Annotated in this window: 25 protein-coding genes and 2 pseudogenes; 19 read left to right on the top strand and 8 right to left on the bottom strand. The window is 64.6% G+C overall.

The window, feature by feature from the left end; all coding sequences use genetic code 11:
* Positions 1-55: 55 nt before the first annotated feature.
* From NKI10_RS22315 to NKI10_RS22290, 6 genes are all read left to right on the top strand, one after another.
* Positions 56-511, top strand: a complete 456-nt coding sequence (locus tag NKI10_RS22315) for a thiol-disulfide oxidoreductase DCC family protein (protein ID WP_352861973.1) — start codon at positions 56-58, stop codon at positions 509-511.
* A gap of 63 nt (positions 512-574) precedes the next feature.
* Positions 575-1,222 (top strand): saccharopine dehydrogenase NADP-binding domain-containing protein, encoded by a 648-nt coding sequence (locus NKI10_RS22310; RefSeq protein ID WP_352861971.1) that lies wholly within the window; start codon positions 575-577, stop codon positions 1,220-1,222.
* A gap of 22 nt (positions 1,223-1,244) precedes the next feature.
* Positions 1,245-1,544, top strand: coding sequence for a hypothetical protein (locus NKI10_RS22305; RefSeq protein ID WP_352861969.1), 300 nt, complete (start codon positions 1,245-1,247; stop codon positions 1,542-1,544).
* 300 nt (positions 1,545-1,844) lie between these two features.
* On the top strand, positions 1,845-2,240 hold the full coding sequence (locus NKI10_RS22300; protein WP_352862074.1) for a DUF4166 domain-containing protein: 396 nt from the start codon (positions 1,845-1,847) through the stop codon (positions 2,238-2,240).
* A 160-nt stretch (positions 2,241-2,400) separates the two neighbouring features.
* Complete coding sequence (locus NKI10_RS22295) at positions 2,401-2,769, top strand: YciI family protein (protein WP_352861967.1); 369 nt, start codon at positions 2,401-2,403, stop codon at positions 2,767-2,769.
* A gap of 7 nt (positions 2,770-2,776) precedes the next feature.
* Positions 2,777-4,021, top strand: coding sequence for an RNA polymerase sigma factor (locus tag NKI10_RS22290; RefSeq protein WP_352861965.1), 1,245 nt, complete (start codon positions 2,777-2,779; stop codon positions 4,019-4,021).
* A 9-nt stretch (positions 4,022-4,030) separates the two neighbouring features.
* Here NKI10_RS22290 and NKI10_RS22285 read toward each other — a convergent pair.
* The 3 genes and pseudogenes from NKI10_RS22285 to NKI10_RS22275 all read right to left on the bottom strand — a co-directional run bounded on the left by NKI10_RS22285 (position 4,031) and on the right by NKI10_RS22275 (position 6,629).
* A pseudogene (locus NKI10_RS22285) lies at positions 4,031-4,656 on the bottom strand (glutathione S-transferase family protein).
* Positions 4,657-4,857: 201 nt separating this feature from the next.
* Positions 4,858-5,832 (bottom strand): cysteine synthase A, encoded by a 975-nt coding sequence (gene cysK, locus NKI10_RS22280; protein WP_023672045.1) that lies wholly within the window; start codon positions 5,830-5,832, stop codon positions 4,858-4,860.
* Positions 5,833-6,011: 179 nt separating this feature from the next.
* Complete coding sequence (locus NKI10_RS22275; RefSeq protein ID WP_352861963.1) at positions 6,012-6,629, bottom strand: LysE family translocator; 618 nt, start codon at positions 6,627-6,629, stop codon at positions 6,012-6,014.
* Positions 6,630-6,806: 177 nt separating this feature from the next.
* Between NKI10_RS22275 and NKI10_RS22270 the strand changes: the two genes are divergently transcribed.
* Positions 6,807-7,712, top strand: a complete 906-nt coding sequence (locus NKI10_RS22270) for a hypothetical protein (protein WP_352861961.1) — start codon at positions 6,807-6,809, stop codon at positions 7,710-7,712.
* A gap of 23 nt (positions 7,713-7,735) precedes the next feature.
* On the opposite strand, the gene NKI10_RS22265 is transcribed toward NKI10_RS22270, so the two are convergent.
* From NKI10_RS22265 to hrcA, 3 genes are all read right to left on the bottom strand, one after another.
* Entirely contained in the window at positions 7,736-9,085 is a 1,350-nt protein-coding gene (locus NKI10_RS22265; protein ID WP_352861959.1) for a PQQ-dependent sugar dehydrogenase, read from the bottom strand.
* A 109-nt stretch (positions 9,086-9,194) separates the two neighbouring features.
* Positions 9,195-9,395 (bottom strand): hypothetical protein, encoded by a 201-nt coding sequence (locus tag NKI10_RS22260; RefSeq protein WP_023672050.1) that lies wholly within the window; start codon positions 9,393-9,395, stop codon positions 9,195-9,197.
* A 35-nt stretch (positions 9,396-9,430) separates the two neighbouring features.
* Positions 9,431-10,516: a heat-inducible transcriptional repressor HrcA gene (gene hrcA / locus NKI10_RS22255; protein WP_023681233.1), complete on the bottom strand. Its 1,086-nt coding sequence runs from the start codon at positions 10,514-10,516 to the stop codon at positions 9,431-9,433.
* Positions 10,517-10,672: 156 nt separating this feature from the next.
* Between hrcA and rph the strand changes: the two genes are divergently transcribed.
* The 7 genes and pseudogenes from rph to NKI10_RS22220 form a co-directional block, all read left to right on the top strand.
* Positions 10,673-11,389: a ribonuclease PH gene (gene rph, locus NKI10_RS22250; protein WP_023672052.1), complete on the top strand. Its 717-nt coding sequence runs from the start codon at positions 10,673-10,675 to the stop codon at positions 11,387-11,389.
* Between the two features lie 190 nt (positions 11,390-11,579).
* Entirely contained in the window at positions 11,580-11,990 is a 411-nt protein-coding gene (locus tag NKI10_RS22245) for a VOC family protein (protein WP_023672054.1), read from the top strand.
* Complete coding sequence (rdgB, locus tag NKI10_RS22240; RefSeq protein ID WP_023692946.1) at positions 11,990-12,637, top strand: RdgB/HAM1 family non-canonical purine NTP pyrophosphatase; 648 nt, start codon at positions 11,990-11,992, stop codon at positions 12,635-12,637. The genes NKI10_RS22245 and rdgB overlap by 1 nt, the downstream gene beginning before the upstream one ends.
* Complete coding sequence (hemW, locus tag NKI10_RS22235) at positions 12,637-13,794, top strand: radical SAM family heme chaperone HemW (RefSeq protein WP_352861957.1); 1,158 nt, start codon at positions 12,637-12,639, stop codon at positions 13,792-13,794. Before rdgB ends, hemW begins: the two co-directional genes overlap by 1 nt.
* A gap of 71 nt (positions 13,795-13,865) precedes the next feature.
* Complete coding sequence (locus tag NKI10_RS22230) at positions 13,866-14,234, top strand: hypothetical protein (RefSeq protein WP_155923877.1); 369 nt, start codon at positions 13,866-13,868, stop codon at positions 14,232-14,234.
* Between the two features lie 3 nt (positions 14,235-14,237).
* Entirely contained in the window at positions 14,238-14,561 is a 324-nt protein-coding gene (locus NKI10_RS22225; RefSeq protein ID WP_023698066.1) for a low molecular weight protein tyrosine phosphatase family protein, read from the top strand.
* Positions 14,562-14,752: 191 nt separating this feature from the next.
* Positions 14,753-14,887, top strand: a pseudogene (locus NKI10_RS22220) (EamA family transporter); the annotation flags it as partial.
* Positions 14,888-14,966: 79 nt separating this feature from the next.
* Here NKI10_RS22220 and NKI10_RS22215 read toward each other — a convergent pair.
* Entirely contained in the window at positions 14,967-15,152 is a 186-nt protein-coding gene (locus NKI10_RS22215) for a hypothetical protein (protein WP_023687558.1), read from the bottom strand.
* Between the two features lie 173 nt (positions 15,153-15,325).
* On the opposite strand from NKI10_RS22215, the gene rsmI reads away from it, so the two are divergent.
* On the top strand, positions 15,326-16,234 hold the full coding sequence (rsmI, locus tag NKI10_RS22210; protein WP_352861956.1) for a 16S rRNA (cytidine(1402)-2'-O)-methyltransferase: 909 nt from the start codon (positions 15,326-15,328) through the stop codon (positions 16,232-16,234).
* Positions 16,227-16,604 (top strand): YraN family protein, encoded by a 378-nt coding sequence (locus NKI10_RS22205; protein WP_023698068.1) that lies wholly within the window; start codon positions 16,227-16,229, stop codon positions 16,602-16,604. The genes rsmI and NKI10_RS22205 overlap by 8 nt, the downstream gene beginning before the upstream one ends.
* 176 nt (positions 16,605-16,780) lie before the next feature.
* Here the strand turns inward: NKI10_RS22205 and NKI10_RS22200 are convergent, their stop codons facing one another.
* Positions 16,781-17,587 (bottom strand): undecaprenyl-diphosphate phosphatase, encoded by an 807-nt coding sequence (locus NKI10_RS22200; RefSeq protein ID WP_023687560.1) that lies wholly within the window; start codon positions 17,585-17,587, stop codon positions 16,781-16,783.
* Between the two features lie 169 nt (positions 17,588-17,756).
* Here NKI10_RS22200 and NKI10_RS22195 point away from each other — a divergent pair, with 169 nt between their 5' ends.
* From NKI10_RS22195 to NKI10_RS22185, 3 genes are read left to right on the top strand one after another with little or no spacing between them, the layout of a single operon-like run.
* Positions 17,757-18,449, top strand: a complete 693-nt coding sequence (locus NKI10_RS22195) for a glutathione S-transferase family protein (protein ID WP_023672063.1) — start codon at positions 17,757-17,759, stop codon at positions 18,447-18,449.
* Positions 18,430-19,584: a tRNA epoxyqueuosine(34) reductase QueG gene (gene queG, locus NKI10_RS22190; protein WP_352861954.1), complete on the top strand. Its 1,155-nt coding sequence runs from the start codon at positions 18,430-18,432 to the stop codon at positions 19,582-19,584. The genes NKI10_RS22195 and queG overlap by 20 nt, the downstream gene beginning before the upstream one ends.
* Positions 19,581-20,681: an SDR family oxidoreductase gene (locus tag NKI10_RS22185; RefSeq protein WP_023672065.1), complete on the top strand. Its 1,101-nt coding sequence runs from the start codon at positions 19,581-19,583 to the stop codon at positions 20,679-20,681. The genes queG and NKI10_RS22185 overlap by 4 nt, the downstream gene beginning before the upstream one ends.
* Positions 20,682-20,691 lie beyond the last annotated feature (10 nt).

Here is a 20,691-nt window from a genome sequence, read left to right as displayed (position 1 = left end):
CCGCGAGAGGCCGTGCGACAACGCCGCGGCTTTGATCCCGCTGCCGGCGGGCTTAGTGTCTGAAGACACAAGTTGCCGGACGTCCCGTGACTTTTCTCCTGAACCCTTCGATGCCAACCAGCCATTGATCGTTTTCGACGGCGTCTGCGTGCTGTGCTCGGGCTTCGTACGCACGGTGGTCGGGCTCGACCGCAAAAACCGCTTCCGCTTCGCCACGGCGCAGTCGCCCTTCGGCGAGGCGCTGTTCCAGAGATACGGGCTGCGCACCGACAGCTACGAGACCAATCTGGTCCTTGTCGGCGGCGCTCCCTTCATGCGGCTGGACAGTTTCATCGCGGTGATGGCCGAACTCGGCTGGCCGTGGCGGGCGGCGAAGGCCCTGCTGCTCATCCCGCGCCCCTTGCGTGACTGGCTCTACGAACGCATCGCCAAAAACCGCTACGCCATGTTCGGCCGCAAGGACAGTTGCGAGATCCTGTCCGCCGCGATACGTGCGCGCGTGATCGGCTAATCGCCTGTCACCCAAAAGTGACCTCGGTTCCGGGAAAACGACATACGCAAAAAGAGCGGCGCCATGAGGCTTCTGGTCGTTGGCGGCTATGGCATTTTCGGCGGCCGCATCGTGCAATTGCTGGAGAGCGAGCCACGCCTGATCCTGCTCGTCGCCGGGCGCTCACTGGCCAAAGCCGAGGCCTGGTGCAAAACCCGCACCGGCGCGGCGCCGCCGCTCGTGCCGACGCGCTTCGATCGCAACGGCGACGTCGCGGCACAGCTCACCGCGCTCAACCCCGATTGCGTCGTCGACACCAGCGGCCCGTTCCAGGCCTATGGCGAGGAGCGCTACCGGCTGATCGAGGCCTGCATTGCGCAAGACATCCATTATCTCGACCTCGCCGATGGGTCGGATTTCGTCGCCGGCGTCTCCATGCATGACGAAGCAGCGCGCAACGCCGGCCTTTTCGTGCTGTCCGGCGTGTCGAGCTTTCCTGTGCTGACCGCAGCGGTCCTGCGCCGTCTGTCCGCCGGCATGGCGCGGGTCGACACGATCCGCGGCGGTATCGCGCCGTCGCCCTATGCCGGCGTCGGCGAGAACGTCATTCGCGCCATTGCCGGTTACGCCGGCCAGCCGGTCGAACTGAAGCGCGACGGCGACAGGGTGCAGGGCATCCGCTCACCGAACAGATGCGCTTCACGATTGCGCCGCCGGGCAAGGTACCGCTGAAAAGCACGCTTTTCGCTGGTTCGTGCCGCATCTGCGCGCGCTGGCGGACCTATGGCTCGAGGCAAAAACCATCTGGATGGGCGCCGGGCCGGTTCCAGAGATTTTGCACCGTGCGCTGATCGGGTTTGCCTGGCTGGTGCGGATTGGACTGGTGCGGTCGCTGTCGCCGCTGGCGCCGCTGATGCATTGGGCGACCCCAACCGGCTGCGCTGGGGCGAGCATCGCGGTGGCATGTTCGTCGAGGTGGAGGGAGCCGGCAGGGCCGGCGAAGCCCTCCGGCGCTCGTGGCACCTGCTGGCTGAAGGCGATGACGGGCCGCTGATCCCGGCCATGGCGGTCGAAGCGCTGGTGCGCAAGGTGCTGAACGGACAGGCTCCGGCGCCGGGCGCACGGGCAGCGGTGCGCGACCTGGAACTGCAGGACTACGAAGCGCTGTTTGCCAGGAGGACAATGTACACCGGCTTCAGGGACGATAGCGCCGGGGACAAAAGACCGCTTATCCGCAAGTGGTCGGCGACGCCTGGGAGGCACTCCCAAAAGAAGTCCGCGCCATGCACGAGCGGGTGGAAACAGCGGAGGGACGCGGCAGTGTCAAGCGCGGCGGAAATATTCTTAGCCGGCTATCTGGCTGCCTGGCCGGGTTCCCTTCAGCCGGTGCCGATGTTCCCGTCCGTGTTCGTTTCGACGCCGACAAGGAGGCGAGACCTGGATCAGGACCTTCGGCGCGCACACATTCTCCAGCCGCCAGTTTGCCGGCCGGGGCCGGTCGCAGCGGTTGTTGTGCGAGCGCTTCGGCCCGCTGAGCTTCGCCATGGCGCTGGTGGCGGAGCAGGGAAAACTGTCTCTCGTGCTGCGCCGCTGGAGCTTCCTCGGCCTGCCGCTGCCGATGTGGCTCTGCCCGCGCTCGGCATCCTATGAGAGCGTCGAGGACGGCCGCTTCCGTTTCCGTGTCGAGATTTCGCACCCGCTCACCGGATTGATCGTGCGCTATCGCGGCTGGCTTGAGCCGAAAGCCTGATTCCCCGACCCGCCACCCCGCTCCCACCGGCGGAACCCTGGCCCTTGCGAAACTTCCGGGCGAAGGCGAAAGTTTTCTCCGGAGCCTGTCGAAATCTGGCATGGCCGCACGACATACGTCCGGCACGCAACGTTGCTGCCTTCCTAAACGGGAGAAGACCATGCGATACATGCTTTTGATCTACGCGAACGAGGCCGCGATGGCGACCGCGCCGAGCGACAAGACCTACGAGATCAGCGCCGCCTACGGCGCCTACACCGAAGCTTTGAAGAAATCCGGAGCGTGGCTCGCCGGTGACCGGCTCAAGCCGACCCAGGCCGCCACCGCGGTGCGGATCGCTAACGGCAAGACCAATGTACTCGATGGCCCCTATGCCGACACCAAGGAACAGCTCGCCGGTTTCTATATGATCGAGGCCGAGGACGCCGACGCGGCAATCGCGTGGGCGGCGCGTTGTCCGGGCGCCAGCGCCGGTACGATTGAGGTGCGGCCGATCTGGGAATTGACCGAGTACCCCGCAGCGAAATGAAACCGTGATGGACAATCGCCCGGAGATCGCGCGGGCGGCGGCCGAAGCGGCCGCCCGGCAGAGTTACGGCAAGCTGGTCGCCTGGCTAGCGGCGCGCACCCGCGACGTGGCCGGCGCCGAGGACGCGCTGGCCGAGGCCTTTGCCGCGGCGCTTGAGCGCTGGCCACAGACCGGCGTGCCTCAGAAGCCTGAGGCATGGCTGCTGGCCGTCGCGCGCCGCCGTGGCGTCGATGCGGTGCGCCGTCGGCTGACCAGCGAGGCGAGCCGCGACCATCTCAAGCTGATGGCCGAGGAGATGGAGGCGAGCATGGAAGACGAAGACCTGCCCGACGAACGTCTCAGGCTGATGTTTGCCTGTGCGCATCCGGCGATCGAAGCCAGCGTGCGGGCGCCGCTGATCCTGCAAACGGTTCTGGGTTTCGACGCGGCGACGATCGCCTCGGCCTTCCTGGTTTCGCCGGCGACGATGGGCCAGCGTCTGGTGCGCGCCAAGAGCCGCATCCGCGAGATCGGCATTCCGTTCCGCGTGCCGGATCGCGCCGAACTCGGCGAGCGGCTGGAAACGGTGCTGGAAGCGATCTACGCGGCTTTCGCCGAAGGCTGGACCGACCCGGCAGGGGCCGAGACGAGAGCGCGCAATCTGGCGACCGAAGGCATCTGGCTCGGGCGGCTGGTGGCATCCATGATGCCGGACGAACCGGAAGCGCTCGGCCTGCTGGCGCTGATGCTGTTTGCCGAGGCGCGGCGCCCGGCGCGGCGCGATGCGGCTGGAGATTATGTGCCGCTCGCCGACCAGGATTGCCTTCTTTGGGATCACGCGCTGATCGACGAAGCCGAGGCGCTGCTGGGCCACGCCGCCACCATGGGCGTCATCGGCCGCTACCAGCTCGAAGCGGCGGTACAATCGGTGCATGCGACGCGGCGACGGACCGGCCAAACCGATTGGGCGGCGATCCGTAACTTCTACGATGCGCTGTCGGCGATATCAGGCTCGCCGGTGATTTCGATCAACCGCGCCGTGGCGATTGCCGAGGCCGAAGGGGCGGCGGCAGGACTGGCGGCGCTCTACGTGCTGGGCGACGACAAGCGGCTCAACGACTATCAGCCCTATTGGGCCGCTCGCGCCGGCCTGCTGGCCAGGCTCGGCAATGCGGCGCAAGCGGTCGAAGCCTATGGCCGGGCGATTGGCCTTGAACGCGACCCCGCCGTGCGCCGCTTCCTGCAGGCGAAACGGGCGATCCTGCGAAATTGAAGCGTCCGTTCAGGCCGGCCACATCTCATGCGTGGTGTTGAGCCGTTTCATCAGCGGATGCGCGCGCAGCGCCGACCATAAGCGTTCGATGTTCGGCCAGTCGGCTCGCGCCTTGTCCATATCGGGGTGCCAGGCCACCAGCATGACGAGGTAGATGTCGGCCAGCGACATCGCGTCGCCGACCAGCCAGCCGCGCCCCTCGAGGGCTGCATCGACAATGGCGAAGCCGCGGTCCATATCGGCAATGGCTGCCTGCTTGACGGCTTTCTTGCCGTCGGCATCGGTGGTGTAGCGATGGGCATAGTAGAGGCGCAGGATGGCGGGGTAGAGCACCGATGACATGAACGCCATCCAGCGCAGGAAACCGGCGCGATCCGGCGATCCGCGGCCGGCGCCAGACCCGCCTCCGGATGGCGCTCGGCAAGCAGGATGCAGATCGCCGCCGATTCGGTTATCGATTGACCGTTGGGCAAGGTCAGCACCGGAACCTGGTTCAACGGGCTGATGTCGAGGAAAGCCGGGTCCGGCGGATCCTTCTTGGGCACATCGATCTGGTCGAATTGCGCGTTTGCCAGCGCCAATGCGGCCTCGACGACAAAACCGCCGCTGCCTGGGCGCGTGTAAAGCTTGTACATGTGATTCTCCCCCTGCCCGCGCGAAGCAGGCCGGGGCGATTTGACCCTGAAGCCGCCTCCCGCTCAAGCCGGTGGCGGACGCCACGGCCGGGTTTTCTGCGGTCCAGCCATGAGACTTCCGATGTCGGAGGGACAGCACCCCCCGATGCCCGGCAGGGCAGAGGGGGGGTGCGAAGGATCGCCGCCTATCCAGTTAAGACGTTAAGCCCCCAGCCCGTCGAACAGGATCGTCGACAGATAGCGCTCGGCGAAGGACGGGATGATCACCACTAGGTTCTTGCCCTTGTTCTCCGGCCGCGACCCGACGGCGATGGCGGCCTGCAGGGCAGCGCCCGACGAGATGCCGACCGGCACGCCTTCAAGGCGGGCGACGAGGCGGGCGTTGGCGACCGAATCCTCGTTGGAGACCTTGACGATCTCGTCATAGATCGAGGTGTCGAGGATCTTGGGCGCAAAGCCGGCGCCGATGCCCTGGATCTTGTGCGGGCCGGGCTGGCCGCCCGACAGCACCGGCGAGGCCTCCGGCTCGACGGCGACGACATGCACCGAGGGCTTGCGTTGCTTCAGCACCTGGCCGACGCCGGTGATCGTGCCGCCGGTACCGATGCCGGCGACGAAGATGTCGACCCCGCCATCGGTGTCGTTCCAGATCTCCTCAGCGGTGGTGCGGCGGTGGATCTCCGGGTTGGCCGGGTTTTCGAACTGCTGCGGGATGACGGCGTCGGGCAAGGTGGCGGCCAGCTCGTCCGCCTTGGCGATGGCGCCCTTCATGCCTTTCGGCCCTTCCGTCAGCACCAGTTCGGCGCCGAGCAGCGCCAGCATCTTGCGGCGCTCCACCGACATGGTTTCGGGCATGGTCAGGATCAGCTTGTAGCCCTTGGCGGCAGCGGCGAAGGCGAGCGCGATACCGGTGTTCCCGGAGGTCGGCTCGATCAGCGTCGTCTTGCCGGGTTTGATCCGGCCCGACGCTTCCAGCGCCTCGATCATCGAAACGCCGATGCGGTCCTTGACCGAGGCGATCGGATTGAAGAATTCGAGCTTGGCAAGAAGGTTGGCAACTACGCCCTTCTCCTTGGCGAACTTGTCGAGCCGCACCAGCGGCGTGTCGCCGATCGTCTCGGTGATCGAGTTGTAGACACGGCCGCGGCCGGGCACGCGCGCGGAAGGCTTGTTCATTGGTTTCGCTCCCAAATCAGATCAGGCAATTGGCGTCGGCGGACAGAATAAGGCTTTCGCCCGCGCAAGATAGGCTGCCGGCCGAAAATATCGAGTGGGCCGCTTGCTGAAAACGCTTGCCTTCCGAAGCCGCATTTTCCGGATGGACCGATCGGAGGAATGGATGGGCCTGAACCGATCTACTGACGTGCGGCAATGGCTGCGGCCGCGCCCACCATGAAGCCGGCGGCGGTGCGGTTCAGCGCCTTCAGCGCGCGCGGCGATTTCAGGAACCAGCGCGCCTTGGCGGCCAGCGCCAGATAGGGCACAAGCACCACGAAGAGCACGATAACGGTGAGCGCGACCAGGATGCCATAGTCGGCGAGCGTGATGGTCTTCAGGTCGACGATGGTCGGCGTGATGGCGAGGTAGAAGACCATCGTCTTCGGGTTGCCCAGCGTGACGGTGAGGCCGGCAAGGAAGCTCGATACCAGGCCGCCCTTGCCTTTCCTGGCCTCGACAGTCTCGGGCGTGATCCCGGCCGTCCAGAAACGCCAGCCGAGGAAGGCGAGATAGGCGACGCCCAGCCATTTGATGGCGAGAAACACCATGCCGAAGCTTTGCGCGACAAAGGCAAGGCCGAGCACCACCGCGGTGAGATAAATGAGGTCGCCGAGCATCAGGCCGAACGACATCGCCAGCGACGAGCGGAAGCCGGATCCGAGCGCCCGCGCCACAAGCGCGGTGACGCCGGGGCCGGGAATGGCGGCGGCGATGCCCAGCGCAGCACTATAGGCAAGGAAGCCGGTGAGGGTCATGACGGTCGCACCTCCTGAGCCGCTCTGATGCCATGAAAGCCTGCAGCGGCAAAACGGATTCGATTGCGCCAAGCAGGACATGAAAGCCGGTCATCCTCGCCTGAAAGCGAGAGATGGTTCACTTACGCCCCGAAGGCGGTCGGCTATCTCGCATGGCTCCGAACGGCAGGAGCACCCATGTTAGCCAAAAGACTTCACATCCAGCTCATGAAGTGGATGCCCAACAACTATTCCGAGGCACGCGGTCACGTCCACGAGCTGGAATGGTATCTGTGGTTCGATGGGCGTCAGGCTTTCAGCCTGTTCGACAAGGGCGATAGCGATGTCGTTCCGCAGACTGGATATTTTACCGACAGCCGGAACCCTGGCGCCTACCCCGTTCGTCCGATGATCTATCCGCTGGTCGTCAACAACCGCTTCAAGGTGCGACTGGTGGCGATGGAGCGTGACGGACCGCAAAAGATAGACCCCGACGACACCGCCAAAGGCGAATTCTACATCGACCTCGACACCAAATATCCGCCGGTCTCCGACTGGCGCATCATCGCTGCCGATCCGCGCAACACCGACCTCAACGTGGAAGCGTCGTTCCAGCTGCAATGGCTGGACTATGTAGATACCGCCGAGATCGCCGAGGATGGCCCGCCACGCATCATCGACAAGTCCAATTATCCCTATCCCTGGGGCGCCAATGTGATGGTGTTCGAGCACTGGCTCGGGCTTGGCCGCAAGGCGCCGCTCAAACTCATCGACCCGAACCGCGCTTCGCGCCGCGAATACTGGATGATCAATGGCAATGCGGCCCGGCGCATGGTGCAGGACCTCTATCGCTTCAACGTCAACCAGCTTGGCGTCGCCAACGACGCCATCAGCAGTGTTTACGTGCCGAAGCTCAATGCCGGCCACGTCACGGTGACGCTTTACGAACACGATTTCAGCGACGGCCGCTTCGCGCAAGGGGCGAAGAAGTCCTTCGGCTCGGTCGGCCTCTTCAATCTCAGGGATACCGGTTTCGATGACCGTGTCTCATCGGCCGAGGTGATCCATACCTATCCCAAGGTGATCCATCGGGACGTACATTAGGGCCGGTTGCGCAGTTCGCCGGCTCAGGACGGGCCGTCGACATGGGCGATGCGCCAGATGGTGCCGTTGCCATCCTCGGTGACGATAAGCGCACCGTCCCTGGCCACCGCGACGCCGACCGGCCGGCCCCAGACGGCGTCGTCGGAGAGGACGAAGCCGGTGATGAAATCCTGGTACTCGCCGGTCGGCTTGCCGTCGCTAAATCTCAGCCGCACCACCTTGTAGCCGGTCCTCATACCACGGTTCCAGGAGCCGTGCAGGGCGACGAAGGCGTCACCCTTGTACTCTGCCGGGAAATTGCCGCCGTCATAGAACGCGATGTTGAGCGGCGCCGAATGCGCCTGCATCAGCACGTCGGGCACGGTGACCGAGCCGGCGAGGTCTGGGCGCGCGCCCTCGTGACGCGGGTCCTCGTTGGCGCCGATATAATACCAGGGCCAGCCATAGAAGGCGCCGTCCTTGACTGAGGTGGCATATTCGAACGGCACATCGTCGCCGAGACCGTCGCGCTCGTTGACGACACACCACAGCGCGCCGGTGGCCGGCTGCACGGTCATGCCCGAGCAATTGCGCAGGCCGGTAGCGAGGATGCGGCCATTCTTGCCGTCGGGGCCGAAGGCCAGCACGTCGGCACGGCCATCCTCGGAACCCCAGGTGGCGCCGAGTGGCTGTGATTTTGCCCAGGCGTCAAGGCCGCCCTTCGGTGCCTTCTGCATGCCCTCCGCGACGTTCGATCCGGAGCCGACCGAGAGATACAGCGTCTTTCCGTCCGGCGAGAAGGCGATATCGCGGGTCCAGTGGCCGCCGGTAGGGATGTCGGAGACAATCGTCTCCGGTTCGCCGGAGGCTTTAAGGTCGCCGTCGCGATAGGCGTAGCGGACCACGCTGTCGTTGTTGGCGACGTAGACCCATTGCGGCTTGTCGCCAGGCGGGTAGAAGGCGATGCCATAGGGCTGGTTGAGATTGTCGGCAAAAATGCCCTCTTCGGCCGGCTTCGCGCTACCCTTGGCCAGCCGATAGACGCGGATCTGGTTGGCGTCGCTGTCGGCGACGAACAGGTCGCCGTTCGGCGCCACGCGCACGACCCGCGGATTGGAAATGCCGGAAGCAACCAGTTCGGCCGAAAACCCAGGCAGCAGGACGGGCTTCGCGCCCTCGGGCCGATCGCCGAGGCCGGCGCTGTTGGAGGCGGATTCGGTGATGTTGGGCTTTTGCAGATCATCCGGCTTGATCAGCCGGCGCACACCTGGCTTGTCGGCCTTCCAGTCGCCGAAAGCGTCCTTGCCGGTCAGCAGCGGTTGATCAGCCTGCTGGGCGAAGGCGCTGGTGGCCAGAAGCAGGGCAAGCCCTGCGAAGCCGGCAATCCGGATCATGCTGTTCTCCTCGAATTCGCGCCGGTCGCCGCGTCATGCACAACGGAGATATTGTGCGGCCGCCGCAAAAGAGAAGCGTGCGCGTGCGCAGATTCGACGAGAGAACCGCTCAACTTTCCTCTTCGACGTCGAGATCGTCGTCGAGACGCTTTTCCAATGCGACGAGATCTTCCGGCAGCGGCAGGCCCATGGCGCGCATTTCCCGGAGTTTTTCGCGCAGCTGCTCCTGGATTTCGTGCTCGTCCTCGGGCTGGTTGACCATTTCCTCGAGCAGCATACTGATCTGGGCCTTGAACGATTCAAGCGCCATTCTGCGCCCTCCTTTACGGTGATCCCGGCTTCGAATTATCTTAACATCCGGGTAATCAATTGCGCCGTGTAGTCGACCATAGGCACGATGCGGGCATAATTCAGCCTGGTCGGGCCGATGACGCCGAGCGCGCCGACGACGCGGGCGTCCTTGTCGCGGTAAGGCGCCACGACCAGCGACGAGCCGGAGAGCGAGAACAGCTTGTTTTCCGAGCCGATGAAGATCCGCACGCCGGGGCCGTCCTCGGCGAGGTCGAGCAGCTGGATCAGCCCGTCCTGCGTCTCCAGATCCTCGAACAGGTGGCGCAGCAATTCGATATCGGCCTGGGCGGTGACGTTTTCGAGCAAATTGGCGCGGCCGCGCACGATAAGGCGCGCCGGCAGGCCGCTATCGGCGCCGGCCCACACCGCCAGGCCTTTCTCGACCAGATCCTGCGACAGCGTGTCCAGCGCTGCCCTGGTCTCGTCCTTGATGCGGGCGATCTCGATGCGCGCCTCGGCGAGCGTGCGGCCCCTGATATGGGCGTTGAGGAAGTTGGAGGCCTCGTGCAGCTGCGAGACGGTGATGCCGGCCGGCAGGTCGACGACGCGGTTCTCGACATCGCCATTCTGCGACACCATCACCGCCAGCGCCTTGGTCGGCTCGAGCTGGATGAACTCGATGTGCTTCAGCGCCACCTCGTTCTTGGTGGCGAGCACCAGGCCGGCGCCGCGCGACATGCCCGACAGCATCTGGCTGGCCTCGGTCAGCATGTGTTCCAGCGTCGCGCCCGAGCCGGAGGCGCGCACCTGCGCCTCGATGACCCGGCGTTCCTCGTCGGAGAGATCGCCAAGCTCCATGAAGGCATCGACGAAGAAGCGCAGGCCGGTCTGGGTCGGCAGGCGCCCGGCCGAGATGTGCGGGGCATAGATCAGGCCGAGATGCTCGAGGTCGCTCATCACGTTGCGGATGGTGGCCGGCGACAGCGACGACGGCAGGATGCGCGACAGGCTGCGCGATCCCACAGGCTCACCGTCCTTCAAATAGGATTCGACGATGCGCCTAAAAATGTCGCGCGAACGCATGTCGAGCGATTGCAGCGCGGGCGCCAGCAGACTGGGTTCGGTGACTGCCTTGGTCATTCGAGCCAAAAACCTCCGGCCCAAGGATATAGACTTCCATCGCCCCCGCGCAACCCGGCGTCTGTGCCAGATCGCCCGGCCTTTTCCTTTGCGCCATGGGCTGCATGCGTCTACAAGCCGCCGACGCAACCCTAAAAAGAACAGAAAGAGGCCTCGATGCGCCCTTCCAAACGCCAAGCCGACGAAATGCGCGCCATCTCCTTCGAGCGCGGCGTGTCCAAACACGCCGAAGGCTCGTGCCTGGTGAAATTCGGCGACACGCATGTGTTGTGCACGGCAAGCCTGGAGGAAAAGGTGCCAGGCTGGATGCGCAATTCCGGCAAGGGCTGGGTGACGGCGGAATACGGCATGCTGCCGCGTTCGACCGGCGAGCGCATGCGCCGTGAAGCCTCGGCCGGCAAGCAAGGCGGCCGCACGCTGGAAATCCAGCGGCTGATCGGCCGCTCCTTGCGCGCCGTTGTCGACCTGCAGGCACTGGGCGAACAGCAGATCACCGTCGACTGCGACGTCATCCAGGCCGATGGCGGCACCCGCACGGCCTCGATCACCGGCGGCTGGGTGGCGCTCTACGATTGCCTGCGCTGGATGGAAGCGCGGCAGATGGCCAGTGTTGCCAAGGTGCTGAAGGACCATGTCGCGGCAATTTCCTGCGGCATCCATGACGGCCAGCCGGTCATCGACCTCGACTACATCGAGGATTCATCTGCCGGCACCGACGCCAATTTCGTCATGACCGGCAAGGGCGGCATCGTCGAGATCCAGGGCACCGCCGAGGGCGAGCCGTTCTCGGAAGGGCAGTTCGCGGAGCTGATGGGCCTGGCAAAGAAGGGCATTCAGCGGCTGGTGAGCTTGCAGCAGATGGCTGTGGCCTGATTGAATTTAACGTGATGACGTCGGCGATCCTTCACACCCCCCTCTGGCCTGCCGGCCATCTCCCCCGCAAGGGGGGAGATCAGAGGTCGCTACCGTTTTCGCCAACCATCAACGTTGAGACGCCGCCAGCGGAACTGCCAATCTCCCCCCTTGCGGGGGAGATGCCCGGCAGGGCAGAGGGGGGCGCCTGATGCAACCCTCCGCTATTCTTGAGTCAGCGCTTTACGTCACGGATCTCGCCGCTGCCGAAGCCTTCTACTCCAACGTCCTCGGCCTCCCTCTCCTCGGCAAGGTCGACGGCCGCCATCTCTTCTTCCGCTGCGGCCCGGGCGTACTGCTCATCTTCAACGCCGAAGCCACCAAAATCCCGCCGGCACCGGATGCGCGGCTGAAAGTGCCGCCGCATGGCACGGTCGGCGAGGGCCATCTCTGCTTTGCCGCAAGTGCGGATGAACTCGCACAGAGGAAGGCGCAACTTGAGGCGAAAAACATCGCCATCGAAAGCGAATTCGAATGGCCGCAGGGCGGGCGTTCGATCTACATACGCGACCCCTCGGGCAATTCGATCGAATTCGCCGAGCCAAGGATCTGGGGCCTTTGATGCATTCTCTCGATGGAAAGAAGATCGTCGTTGCCAGCCACAATGAAGGCAAGCTGCGCGAATTCGCCGATTTGATGGGTCCGTTCGGCTTCGAGGCGAAGTCGGCCAAGGACTACGGCCTGCCGGAACCGGAGGAGACCGGCACCACCTTCGAGGAAAACGCCTACATCAAGGCCTTCGCCGCGGCTAAGGCGACCGGCCTGCCGGCGCTGTCGGACGATTCGGGCCTGTGCGTCGACGCGCTCGACGGCGCCCCCGGCGTCTACACCGCCAATTGGGCCGAAGCTCCCGATGGCAGCCGCGACTTCGGCATGGCCATGCAGCGCACCGAAGTGGCCTTGCAGGAGGTCGGCGCCGCCAAGCCAGCGCAGCGCAAGGGGCGGTTCGTCGCCGTCATCTGCCTGGCCTTCCCCAATGGCGAGGCTGAATATTATCGCGGCGAAGCTGAGGGAACGCTGGTGTGGCCGCCGCGCGGCGAACTGGGCTTCGGCTACGACCCGGTGTTTTTGCCCGACGGTTTCGACAAGACGTTCGGCGAGATGAGCGCTGAGGAAAAACACGGCTGGAAGCCCGGTCAGCCGACGGCGCTGTCGCACCGCGCCCGCGCCTTCCAGAAATTCGCCCGCGCCAGGTTAGGCTCAGCTTAATGTCGCTGGACCGCAGCCCGGGCTTCGGGGTCTACATCCATTGGCCGTTCTGCGCGGCCAAATGCCCGTATTGCGACTTCAACAGCCATGTCCGTCACCAGCCGGTCGACCAGGAGCGCTTTGCCCGCGCCTTCGAGAACGAGCTGAAGACCATGAGCGAGCGGACCGGGCCGCGCGAAGTGACCAGTATCTTTCTCGGCGGCGGCACACCGTCGCTGATGCAGCCGCAGACGGTGGCGGCGGTGCTGGACGCCGTGGCGAAGAACTGGACGGTGCCCGACGGCATCGAGGTGACGCTGGAAGCCAATCCGTCCTCGGTCGAGGCCGAGCGATTTCGCGGCTACCGCGCCGCCGGCGTCAACCGTGTGTCGCTCGGCGTGCAGGCGCTGAACGACAAGGATCTGCGCTTCCTCGGCCGGCTGCACAATGTCGACGAGGCGCTGCATGCAATTGGCCTGGCACGGGACATATTCCCAAGACTTTCCTTCGACCTGATCTACGCCCGCCCCGGCCAGACGCTGGACGACTGGCAGGCGGAGCTCGAACAGGCGATCGGCCATGCCGCCGACCATCTGTCGCTCTACCAGCTGACCATCGAAGAAGGCACGCCGTTCCATGCCCTTCATGCGGCGAACAAATTCATCATCCCCGATAATGACCGGGCCGCCGATCTCTATGCGCTGACGCAGGAGATCACCGCAGCGCATGGCCTGCCGGCCTATGAGATTTCCAACCACGCCAGGCCGGGCGCCGAGAGCCGGCACAATCTGACCTATTGGCGCTATGGCGAATATGTCGGCGTCGGACCGGGCGCGCATGGCCGCTTTATCGAGAACGGCCACCGCACCGTGACGATCGCCGAGCGGATGCCGGAGACCTGGGCCAATCTGGTGGAGGCCAGGGGCCATGGCGTCACCGGCGGCGAGATCCTGACGCGCTCCGAAGAGGCCGACGAGTTCCTGCTGATGGGGCTGAGGTTGGCCGAAGGCATCGACCTTTCCCGCTACGAGGCGTTTTCCGGGCACGGCCTGTCGAGCGCCCGGCTGACCGTGCTGCAGGATGAGGGGCTGGTGGCGCCGATCGGCAATGCCAGGCTACGCGCCACGCCAGCCGGCATGATCGTGCTCGATGCCGTGGTGGCGGATTTGGCGCGGTGAGCCCACAGGGCAAATGGCCGGGCTGTTGGACGATTTATCGGCTTGAGCAAGGATGTTAGAAAGTCGACTTGTTGAACCGCTGGCGTGCCAGCGCCGCATCCGAGGTGACTCCTGCGATGACGTTCCTGATCCACGAGACCTTGATGACATTGAACACGGATGATGTGTTCGAGTTTGGATTGACCGAAATCTTGAGATCTCCAGAGCAAGACGACCTCTTTGAGGCTCAGGCGATTTTCATCAGGAACGCAACGGTCACATCGAAACTAAAATTGACCCACTTGAGCGAATTCAGCGTTGTCCTCAGTTTCATAACATATATTGGAAATAAGCTTCGCGGAATCGCCAAGGATGAGTTGCTCGAGTTTGATCTGAATGGACTCACATTTGATCAGTACATCCCTCTCAGCAAAAATCTGCGTAAGATCTGGGATGAGTAGTCGGTGAAGAACGTCCTGTTCGTCTGCAGCCAGAACCGCTTGCGCAGCCCGACCGCCGAGCAGGTGTTCTCCAAACGTAGGGATATCGAGGTCGAGTCGGCCGGCACCAATCACGATGCAGACACGCCGCTGACGCATGAGCTGGTCGCCTGGGCCGACATCGTCTTCGTGATGGAAAAGGCGCACCGCACCAAGCTGCAGAAGAAATTCAAGGAGAGCCTGAAGAAGGCCCGCGTCATCTGCCTCGACATCCCGGATGATTACGGATTCATGGATCCGGAGTTGGTGCGATTGCTGGAGGTGAGGGTGACGCGATACCTGGGCTGACTGATGTGGTTGGGGCGTTCCACGCCCGCGTTCGCCATCCTCGGACTTCACCCGAGGATTCATGCCGCGAGGTTAAGGCGCTGCAGCGGTTCAGAATTCTGCGCCGCTGCATCCTTCGGCAGAGGTCACGGAATGGATCATAGGGTCTGCGCCGCGTCACTTCGCTCCTTGCTTCGCCCTAGGATGACGATGTTGCACCGATCGACAAACTAAGCGTCGTGCTTGAAGCGGCGCTTGCCGCGGTGTTTCTCGGCATGCGCCTCTCCGGTCCGGGCCGGCTTGGCGTCGCTCTTGTCCCGGCGGACGCTGTTCTGGTCGTTCATCGGATGCGGCGGCGCGCCTTCGCGGGCGCTCTTCGTTTCAAGACGGGTGATGAAGATATCGAAACGATTGGGCATCGTACGGTCAGTGCTCCGTCGTGCTGTCCGGTTTGTTGTCCGAAAGCCTGACATTCGTCGGCAAGGCGGTGGCCGCCCGACTGGCCAGGCCGGTGTCGCTTTCGGCGAGCGCACGCTTGCCCTTTCGCGCAGTGAAGCGCTTGCGCTCGGCATAATAGGGCTCGAAAACGTCCTGCAATTCCAGGCTGTCCATCCTGTCCTCCTCCTCAAGAGACTCAGGTATTCAATCCGCCAGCCACGCTTTCGTTCCCCACTGTGGCAAAGACATGGCCGCCGGGTTACATCGGCGTCAGGTTTGGCTCGACGTTCGGGAGTTTTGCAACCCGGCGCGCGCCGTGCCAAACAGGGCGAAATGGAGAGACCCCGGTGACCGGCGAGAAGCGCAGCTATGTGATCGGGCAGACCGAGATCGCGGTCCGGTCGCTGGCGCCGGCGCTGTATCTGGTGGCGACGCCGATCGGCAACCTCTCCGACATCACGCTGCGCGCCTTGGAAACGCTGGCTGCCGCCGACATAGTCGCCTGCGAGGACACCCGCGTCTCACGCGTGCTGCTCGACCGATACGGCATCCGCAGGCGCACAACCGCCTATCACGAACACAATGCCGGCGAGGCGGGACCGAAGCTGATCGCAGCACTCGAGGCCGGGCAGAGCGTGGCGCTGATTTCGGATGCCGGCACGCCGCTGATCTCCGACCCAGGCTACCGGCTGGTCGGCGAAGCGCTGGAGCGCGGCCTGCGCGTGGTGCCGATCCCCGGCCCATCGGCGCCGCTGGCGGCGCTGACGGCGTCGGGCCTGCCGTCCGACGCCTTCCTGTTTGCGGGGTTTTTGCCGGTGAAAGCAGGGCAGCGGCTCACAAAGCTCGAAACGTTCAGGACGGTGTCGGCAACGCTGATCTTCTTTGAGTCGCCACGCAGGCTGGCCGATACGCTGCTTGCGATGGTCGAGGCGCTGGGTGATGGGCGCAAGGCGGCCATCGGCCGCGAGCTTACCAAGACTTTTGAAGAGATGCGGACGGGAACGCTGCAGGCGCTGGCCGATTATTATGCGGCGGCCGATACGCCGAAGGGCGAAATCGTCATCTGCGTCGGGCCCGCCGAGATCAAGGCCGACCAACCCGCCGACATCGACAGGCTGCTGCTGTCGCTGGCCGCCGAAATGCCGGCGTCCAAGGCGGCGGCGGAGGCGGCGAAGATGACCGGCGGGCAGAAGCAGGCGCTTTACCGGCGGCTGCTGGAACTCAGGGATGCGGTTGGAGAAGGCGAAGGTGGCTGAGCGCCCGGCCGCCAGCCGCCAAAAAGCCTATCGGCGCGGCCATCGCGGCGAGTGGCTGGCGGCAGCGGCGCTGATGCTGAAAGGTTATCGCATCCTCGCCCGCCGGCATCGCACCCGCTTCGGCGAGATCGACCTGATCGCCAGGCGCGGCGACCTGGTGCTGTTCGTCGAGGTCAAGGCGCGGCGCACGCTCATGGAAGCGATGGAGGCGATCGGCCACGAATCGGAGCGCCGCATCGAGGGCGCCGCCGACATCTGGCTGTCGCGGCAGCCGGACTACGGCAGATTGTCGATGCGCTTCGACATGATCGCGGTGCTGCCCTGGCGCTGGCCGGTGCATGTCGAGAACGCGTTTTTTGGGAGGAGTTAGCGGCCTTTACCCTCCCCCTTGTGGGGAGGGTCGGTGAGCAAGCGACCCGAAGCGTCGTTGGCGAAACGGGGCGGGGGCGTGGCGCCCCCACCCCGATCCGCTTTGCGGATCGACTGACCGGGGCGAGCCGCCTGTCTCGCCCGTCCTTCGGACCCCCACAAGGGGGAGGGTAAAGCTCACCCCCAAATGAAAAGCGCCACCAACCCAACCGCTCCCACCACCAGGCGCCACCAGCCGAACAGCGAATAGCCGTTGCGCGAGACGTAATCGAGCAGGAAGCGGACGACGATCAGCGCGGTAAGGAAGGCGGCGATGAAGCCGATAGCGATGATCGGCAGGTCGGCGCTGCTCAGCACGTTGCGGTTCTTGAACAGATCGAAGGCGAAGGCGCCGACCATGGTCGGGATGGCGAGGAAGAAGGAGAATTCCGCCGCCGCGCGCTTGTCGACGCCCAGCAGCAGCGCGCCGACGATGGTCGAGCCGGAGCGCGACGTGCCGGGGATCAGCGACAGGCACTGGAACAGGCCGATCTGCAGGTAAAGCCTTGTCGGGAAGCGCTCGACGTCACGGTAGACCGGCTGCAGCTTCATGCGGTCGACGACCAAGAGCACGACGCCGCCGATGATCAGCATGATGCAGATCAGCCTTGGCGATTCGAACAGCACCGTCTTGATGAAATCATGCGCCAGCGCGCCGATGATGGCGGCCGGCAGGAAGGCAATCAGGATGCCGATGACGAAATGCCGCGTCAGCCGATCATGCGGCAGGTCGAGCAGCATCTGCCACAGACGGCGGAAATAGACGCTGAGGATCGCCAGGATGGCGCCGAGCTGGATCAGGATCTCGAACGCCTTGCCGGTGGAATGGAAGCCGAGGAAATGGCCGGCGAGCAGGATATGGCCGGTCGAGGAGACCGGGATGAACTCGGTCAGCCCCTCCAGCAGGCCGAGCAGCAGGGCTTCGACGATGGTGTGGCTATCCATGGCAACCTCGGCATTCAAGGGACGGAAGGAAACGGCTGGCAAAAGGGCTTGCTTGTCACGGCGCGGAAGTCCCCCTATAGGTCGCAGCACCGTGACGGCCGCATGACGGGCCGCCAAGACTTACCGGTGCGGACGGCGATTCGCCAGTGCGCCTTAATATCGCGGAATCATGCTGACGCTTTTCCATCACCCGATGTTCGCCACCTGCCGCTTCGTGCGCCTCGCCTTCGGCGAATATGGCGAGGAGCTGGCGCTGATCGAGGAAAAACCGTGGACGCGGCGCAAGGAGTTTTTGGCGCTGAACCCCGCCGGCACCTTGCCTATCCTGCTGGCCGAAGGCGACGTGCCGATCGTCGGCGCCATGGTGATCGCTGAATATCTCGACGAAACACGTGGTGTCCTGAAGCGCGACAAGCGCCTGTTTGCGGAAGACCCGATGCAGCGCGCCGAAATCCGCCGCCTGACCGACTGGTATCTCAACAAGGCCGAGAGCGAAGTGACCCGGCATCTGGTGCGCGAGCGCGTGCTGAAGCCGGTGATGCCGGAAACGGCGGGCGGCGGTTCCCCCGATTCGGCGGCGATCCGCGCGGCGCGCGCCAACATTCGCCAGCACATGAAGTACACCAACTGGCTGGCCGGCACCCGTCATTGGCTGGCCGGCAGCAAGGTCACCTATGCCGACCTGGCGGCAGCGGCGACGCTGTCGGTGCTGGATTATCTCGGCGAGATCGATTGGCGCGAGCATGCCGCGGCGCGCGAATGGTACACGCGGGTGAAATCGCGGCCGTCGTTCCGGCCGCTGCTCTCCGACCGGGTTCGCGGCCTGTCGCCGGTTTCGCATTATGCGGACCTCGACTTCTAGAAGCCAAACCCTGCGCGCGCTGATCGACGCCGAGGCGCGGCGCGCCGGCTTCGATGCGGTTGCCGTCACCACGCCTGACGCGATCCCGCTGGCGCCTGCCAGATTGGCAGAATTCGTCGCCGATGGTTTTCACGGTTCGATGGCGTGGATTGCGGAGACGCTTCAACGCCGCAGCGAGCCTTCGACGCTGTGGCCCGAGGTGCGCTCGATCATCGTGCTGGCAATGAATTACGGCCCCGACCACGATCCGCGTGCGCTGCAGGCAAGGCGCGATCTCGGCGCGATCTCGGTCTATGCGCAAAACCGCGACTATCACGAGGTGATGAAGGGCCGGCTGAAGGAGATCGCCGGCAAGATCGTCGCGCGGGCCGGCGGCGACGTGAAGGTTTTCGTCGATACGGCGCCCGTGATGGAAAAGCCGCTGGCTGAGGCCGCCGGGCTCGGCTGGCAAGGCAAGCACACCAATCTGGTCAGCCGCGAGCACGGCTCCTGGCTGTTTCTCGGCACCATCTTCACCACGGCGGAGCTCACGCCAGATTCGACCGAGGTAGACCATTGCGGTTCCTGCCGCGCCTGTCTCGACGCCTGCCCGACCGATGCCTTTCCGGCGCCCTATCGGCTCGATGCCAGGCGCTGCATCTCCTACCTGACCATCGAGAACAAGGGGCCGATCCCGCAAGAATTCCGCGAAAAGATCGGCAACCGCATCTATGGCTGCGACGATTGTCTCGCCGCCTGCCCGTGGAACAAGTTCGCCCGCGCCGCCTCGGAGGCCAAGCTCGCCGCGCGCGATGAACTGCGCGAACCGCCGCTGGCGGAACTGTTGCAGCTGGACGACACGGCGTTCCGGACCTTTTTCTCCGGCTCGCCGATCAAGCGCATCGGCCGCGACCGCTTTGTCCGCAACGTGCTGACCGCCGCCGGCAATTCCGGCGATGTTTCGCTGGCCGGCCCGGTGCGCGATCTGCTTGGCGATGCCTCGCCGCTGGTGCGCGGCGCGGCGATCTGGGCGCTGGCGCGGCTGGTGACGGCCGCCGAATTCAACGGGCAGGCGGCGATCTACTCGAACACTGAAACCGACACGACAGTGCGGGGCGAATGGCTGTCCGTATTGCCAATTGAGGCGCACGCATGAGCGAAAAACAGGTTTTTATCTTTGGCGCCGGCTATTCGGGCAAAGCCTTTGCACGGGCCAATGCGGGCTGGCACGGTTTGCGCACTACGAATACCCCCACCCCTAACCCCTCCCCACAAGGGGGAGGGGAACTCGCGGAAGCGCCTACCTTCGCAGACCCAGCGACTGGGATCGGTAAGAGCGCGCGGCAGCGTTCCCTCCCCCTTGTGGGGAGGGGTAGTGTGGGCGCCCCTCTTCACAAGAATCTCATTTTTGGCACCACGCGCTCATTGGAAAAATTCGACGCGCTGCGGCAGGTCGGCATCGCGCCGCTGCTGTTCGACGGCGCCCTGACCCCTGAAATCGGCGATGCGCTGGAAAAGACCACCCATCTCGTCGTCTCGGTGGCACCGGAGGAGGCCGGCGACCCTGTGCTTCTCGCCGCGCGCAAGGCGATCGAGGCGATGCCGGCGCTTCGCTGGATCGGCTATCTCTCGACCGTCGGCGTCTATGGCAATTATGACGGTGCCTGGGTCGATGAAACGGCCGAATGCCGGCCGGTGTCGAAACGCTCGTCGATGCGAGTGGCGGCCGAGCGGGGCTGGCTGCAGCTTGGACTCGAGACCGGCAAGCCGGTGGCCATCCTGCGGCTTTCCGGCATTTACGGGCCGGGTCGCAACGCGCTGGTCAATCTGGAAAACGGCACGGCCAGGCGGCTGGTCAAGCCCGACCAGGTGTTCAACCGCATCCATTGCGACGACATCGCCGGCGCGCTCTGGCACCTCATCGGTGGCAATAGAGGCGGCATTTTCAACATCACCGATGACGAGCCGGCGCCGCCGCAGGATGTCGTCACCTATGCCGCTTCGCTGATGGGCGTCGAGCCGCCGCCGGAGATTCCTTTCGAGACCGCCCAACTTTCGCCCATGGCGCGGTCCTTCTATGGCGAGAACAAGCGCGTCGCCAACGCCGCGATCAAGGCAGCGGGCTACCGGTTCCGCTATCCGGACTACCGCCAGGCGTTCGATCGGATGTGGGCCGACGGCAGCTGGCGCGACGGCGAGCCGCGCAGCCCGATGAAGGTAGATAATCGAAACGCGAGCCCGAGGGTGATATGATTCGATTGTG

It is taken from the genome of Mesorhizobium sp. M0802 (genome assembly GCF_040320115.1).
In the GTDB taxonomy this organism is placed as follows: domain Bacteria; phylum Pseudomonadota; class Alphaproteobacteria; order Rhizobiales; family Rhizobiaceae; genus Mesorhizobium.
Note: the sequence above shows the minus strand (reverse complement) of the source record. Positions and strands in the feature narration are given on the sequence as shown.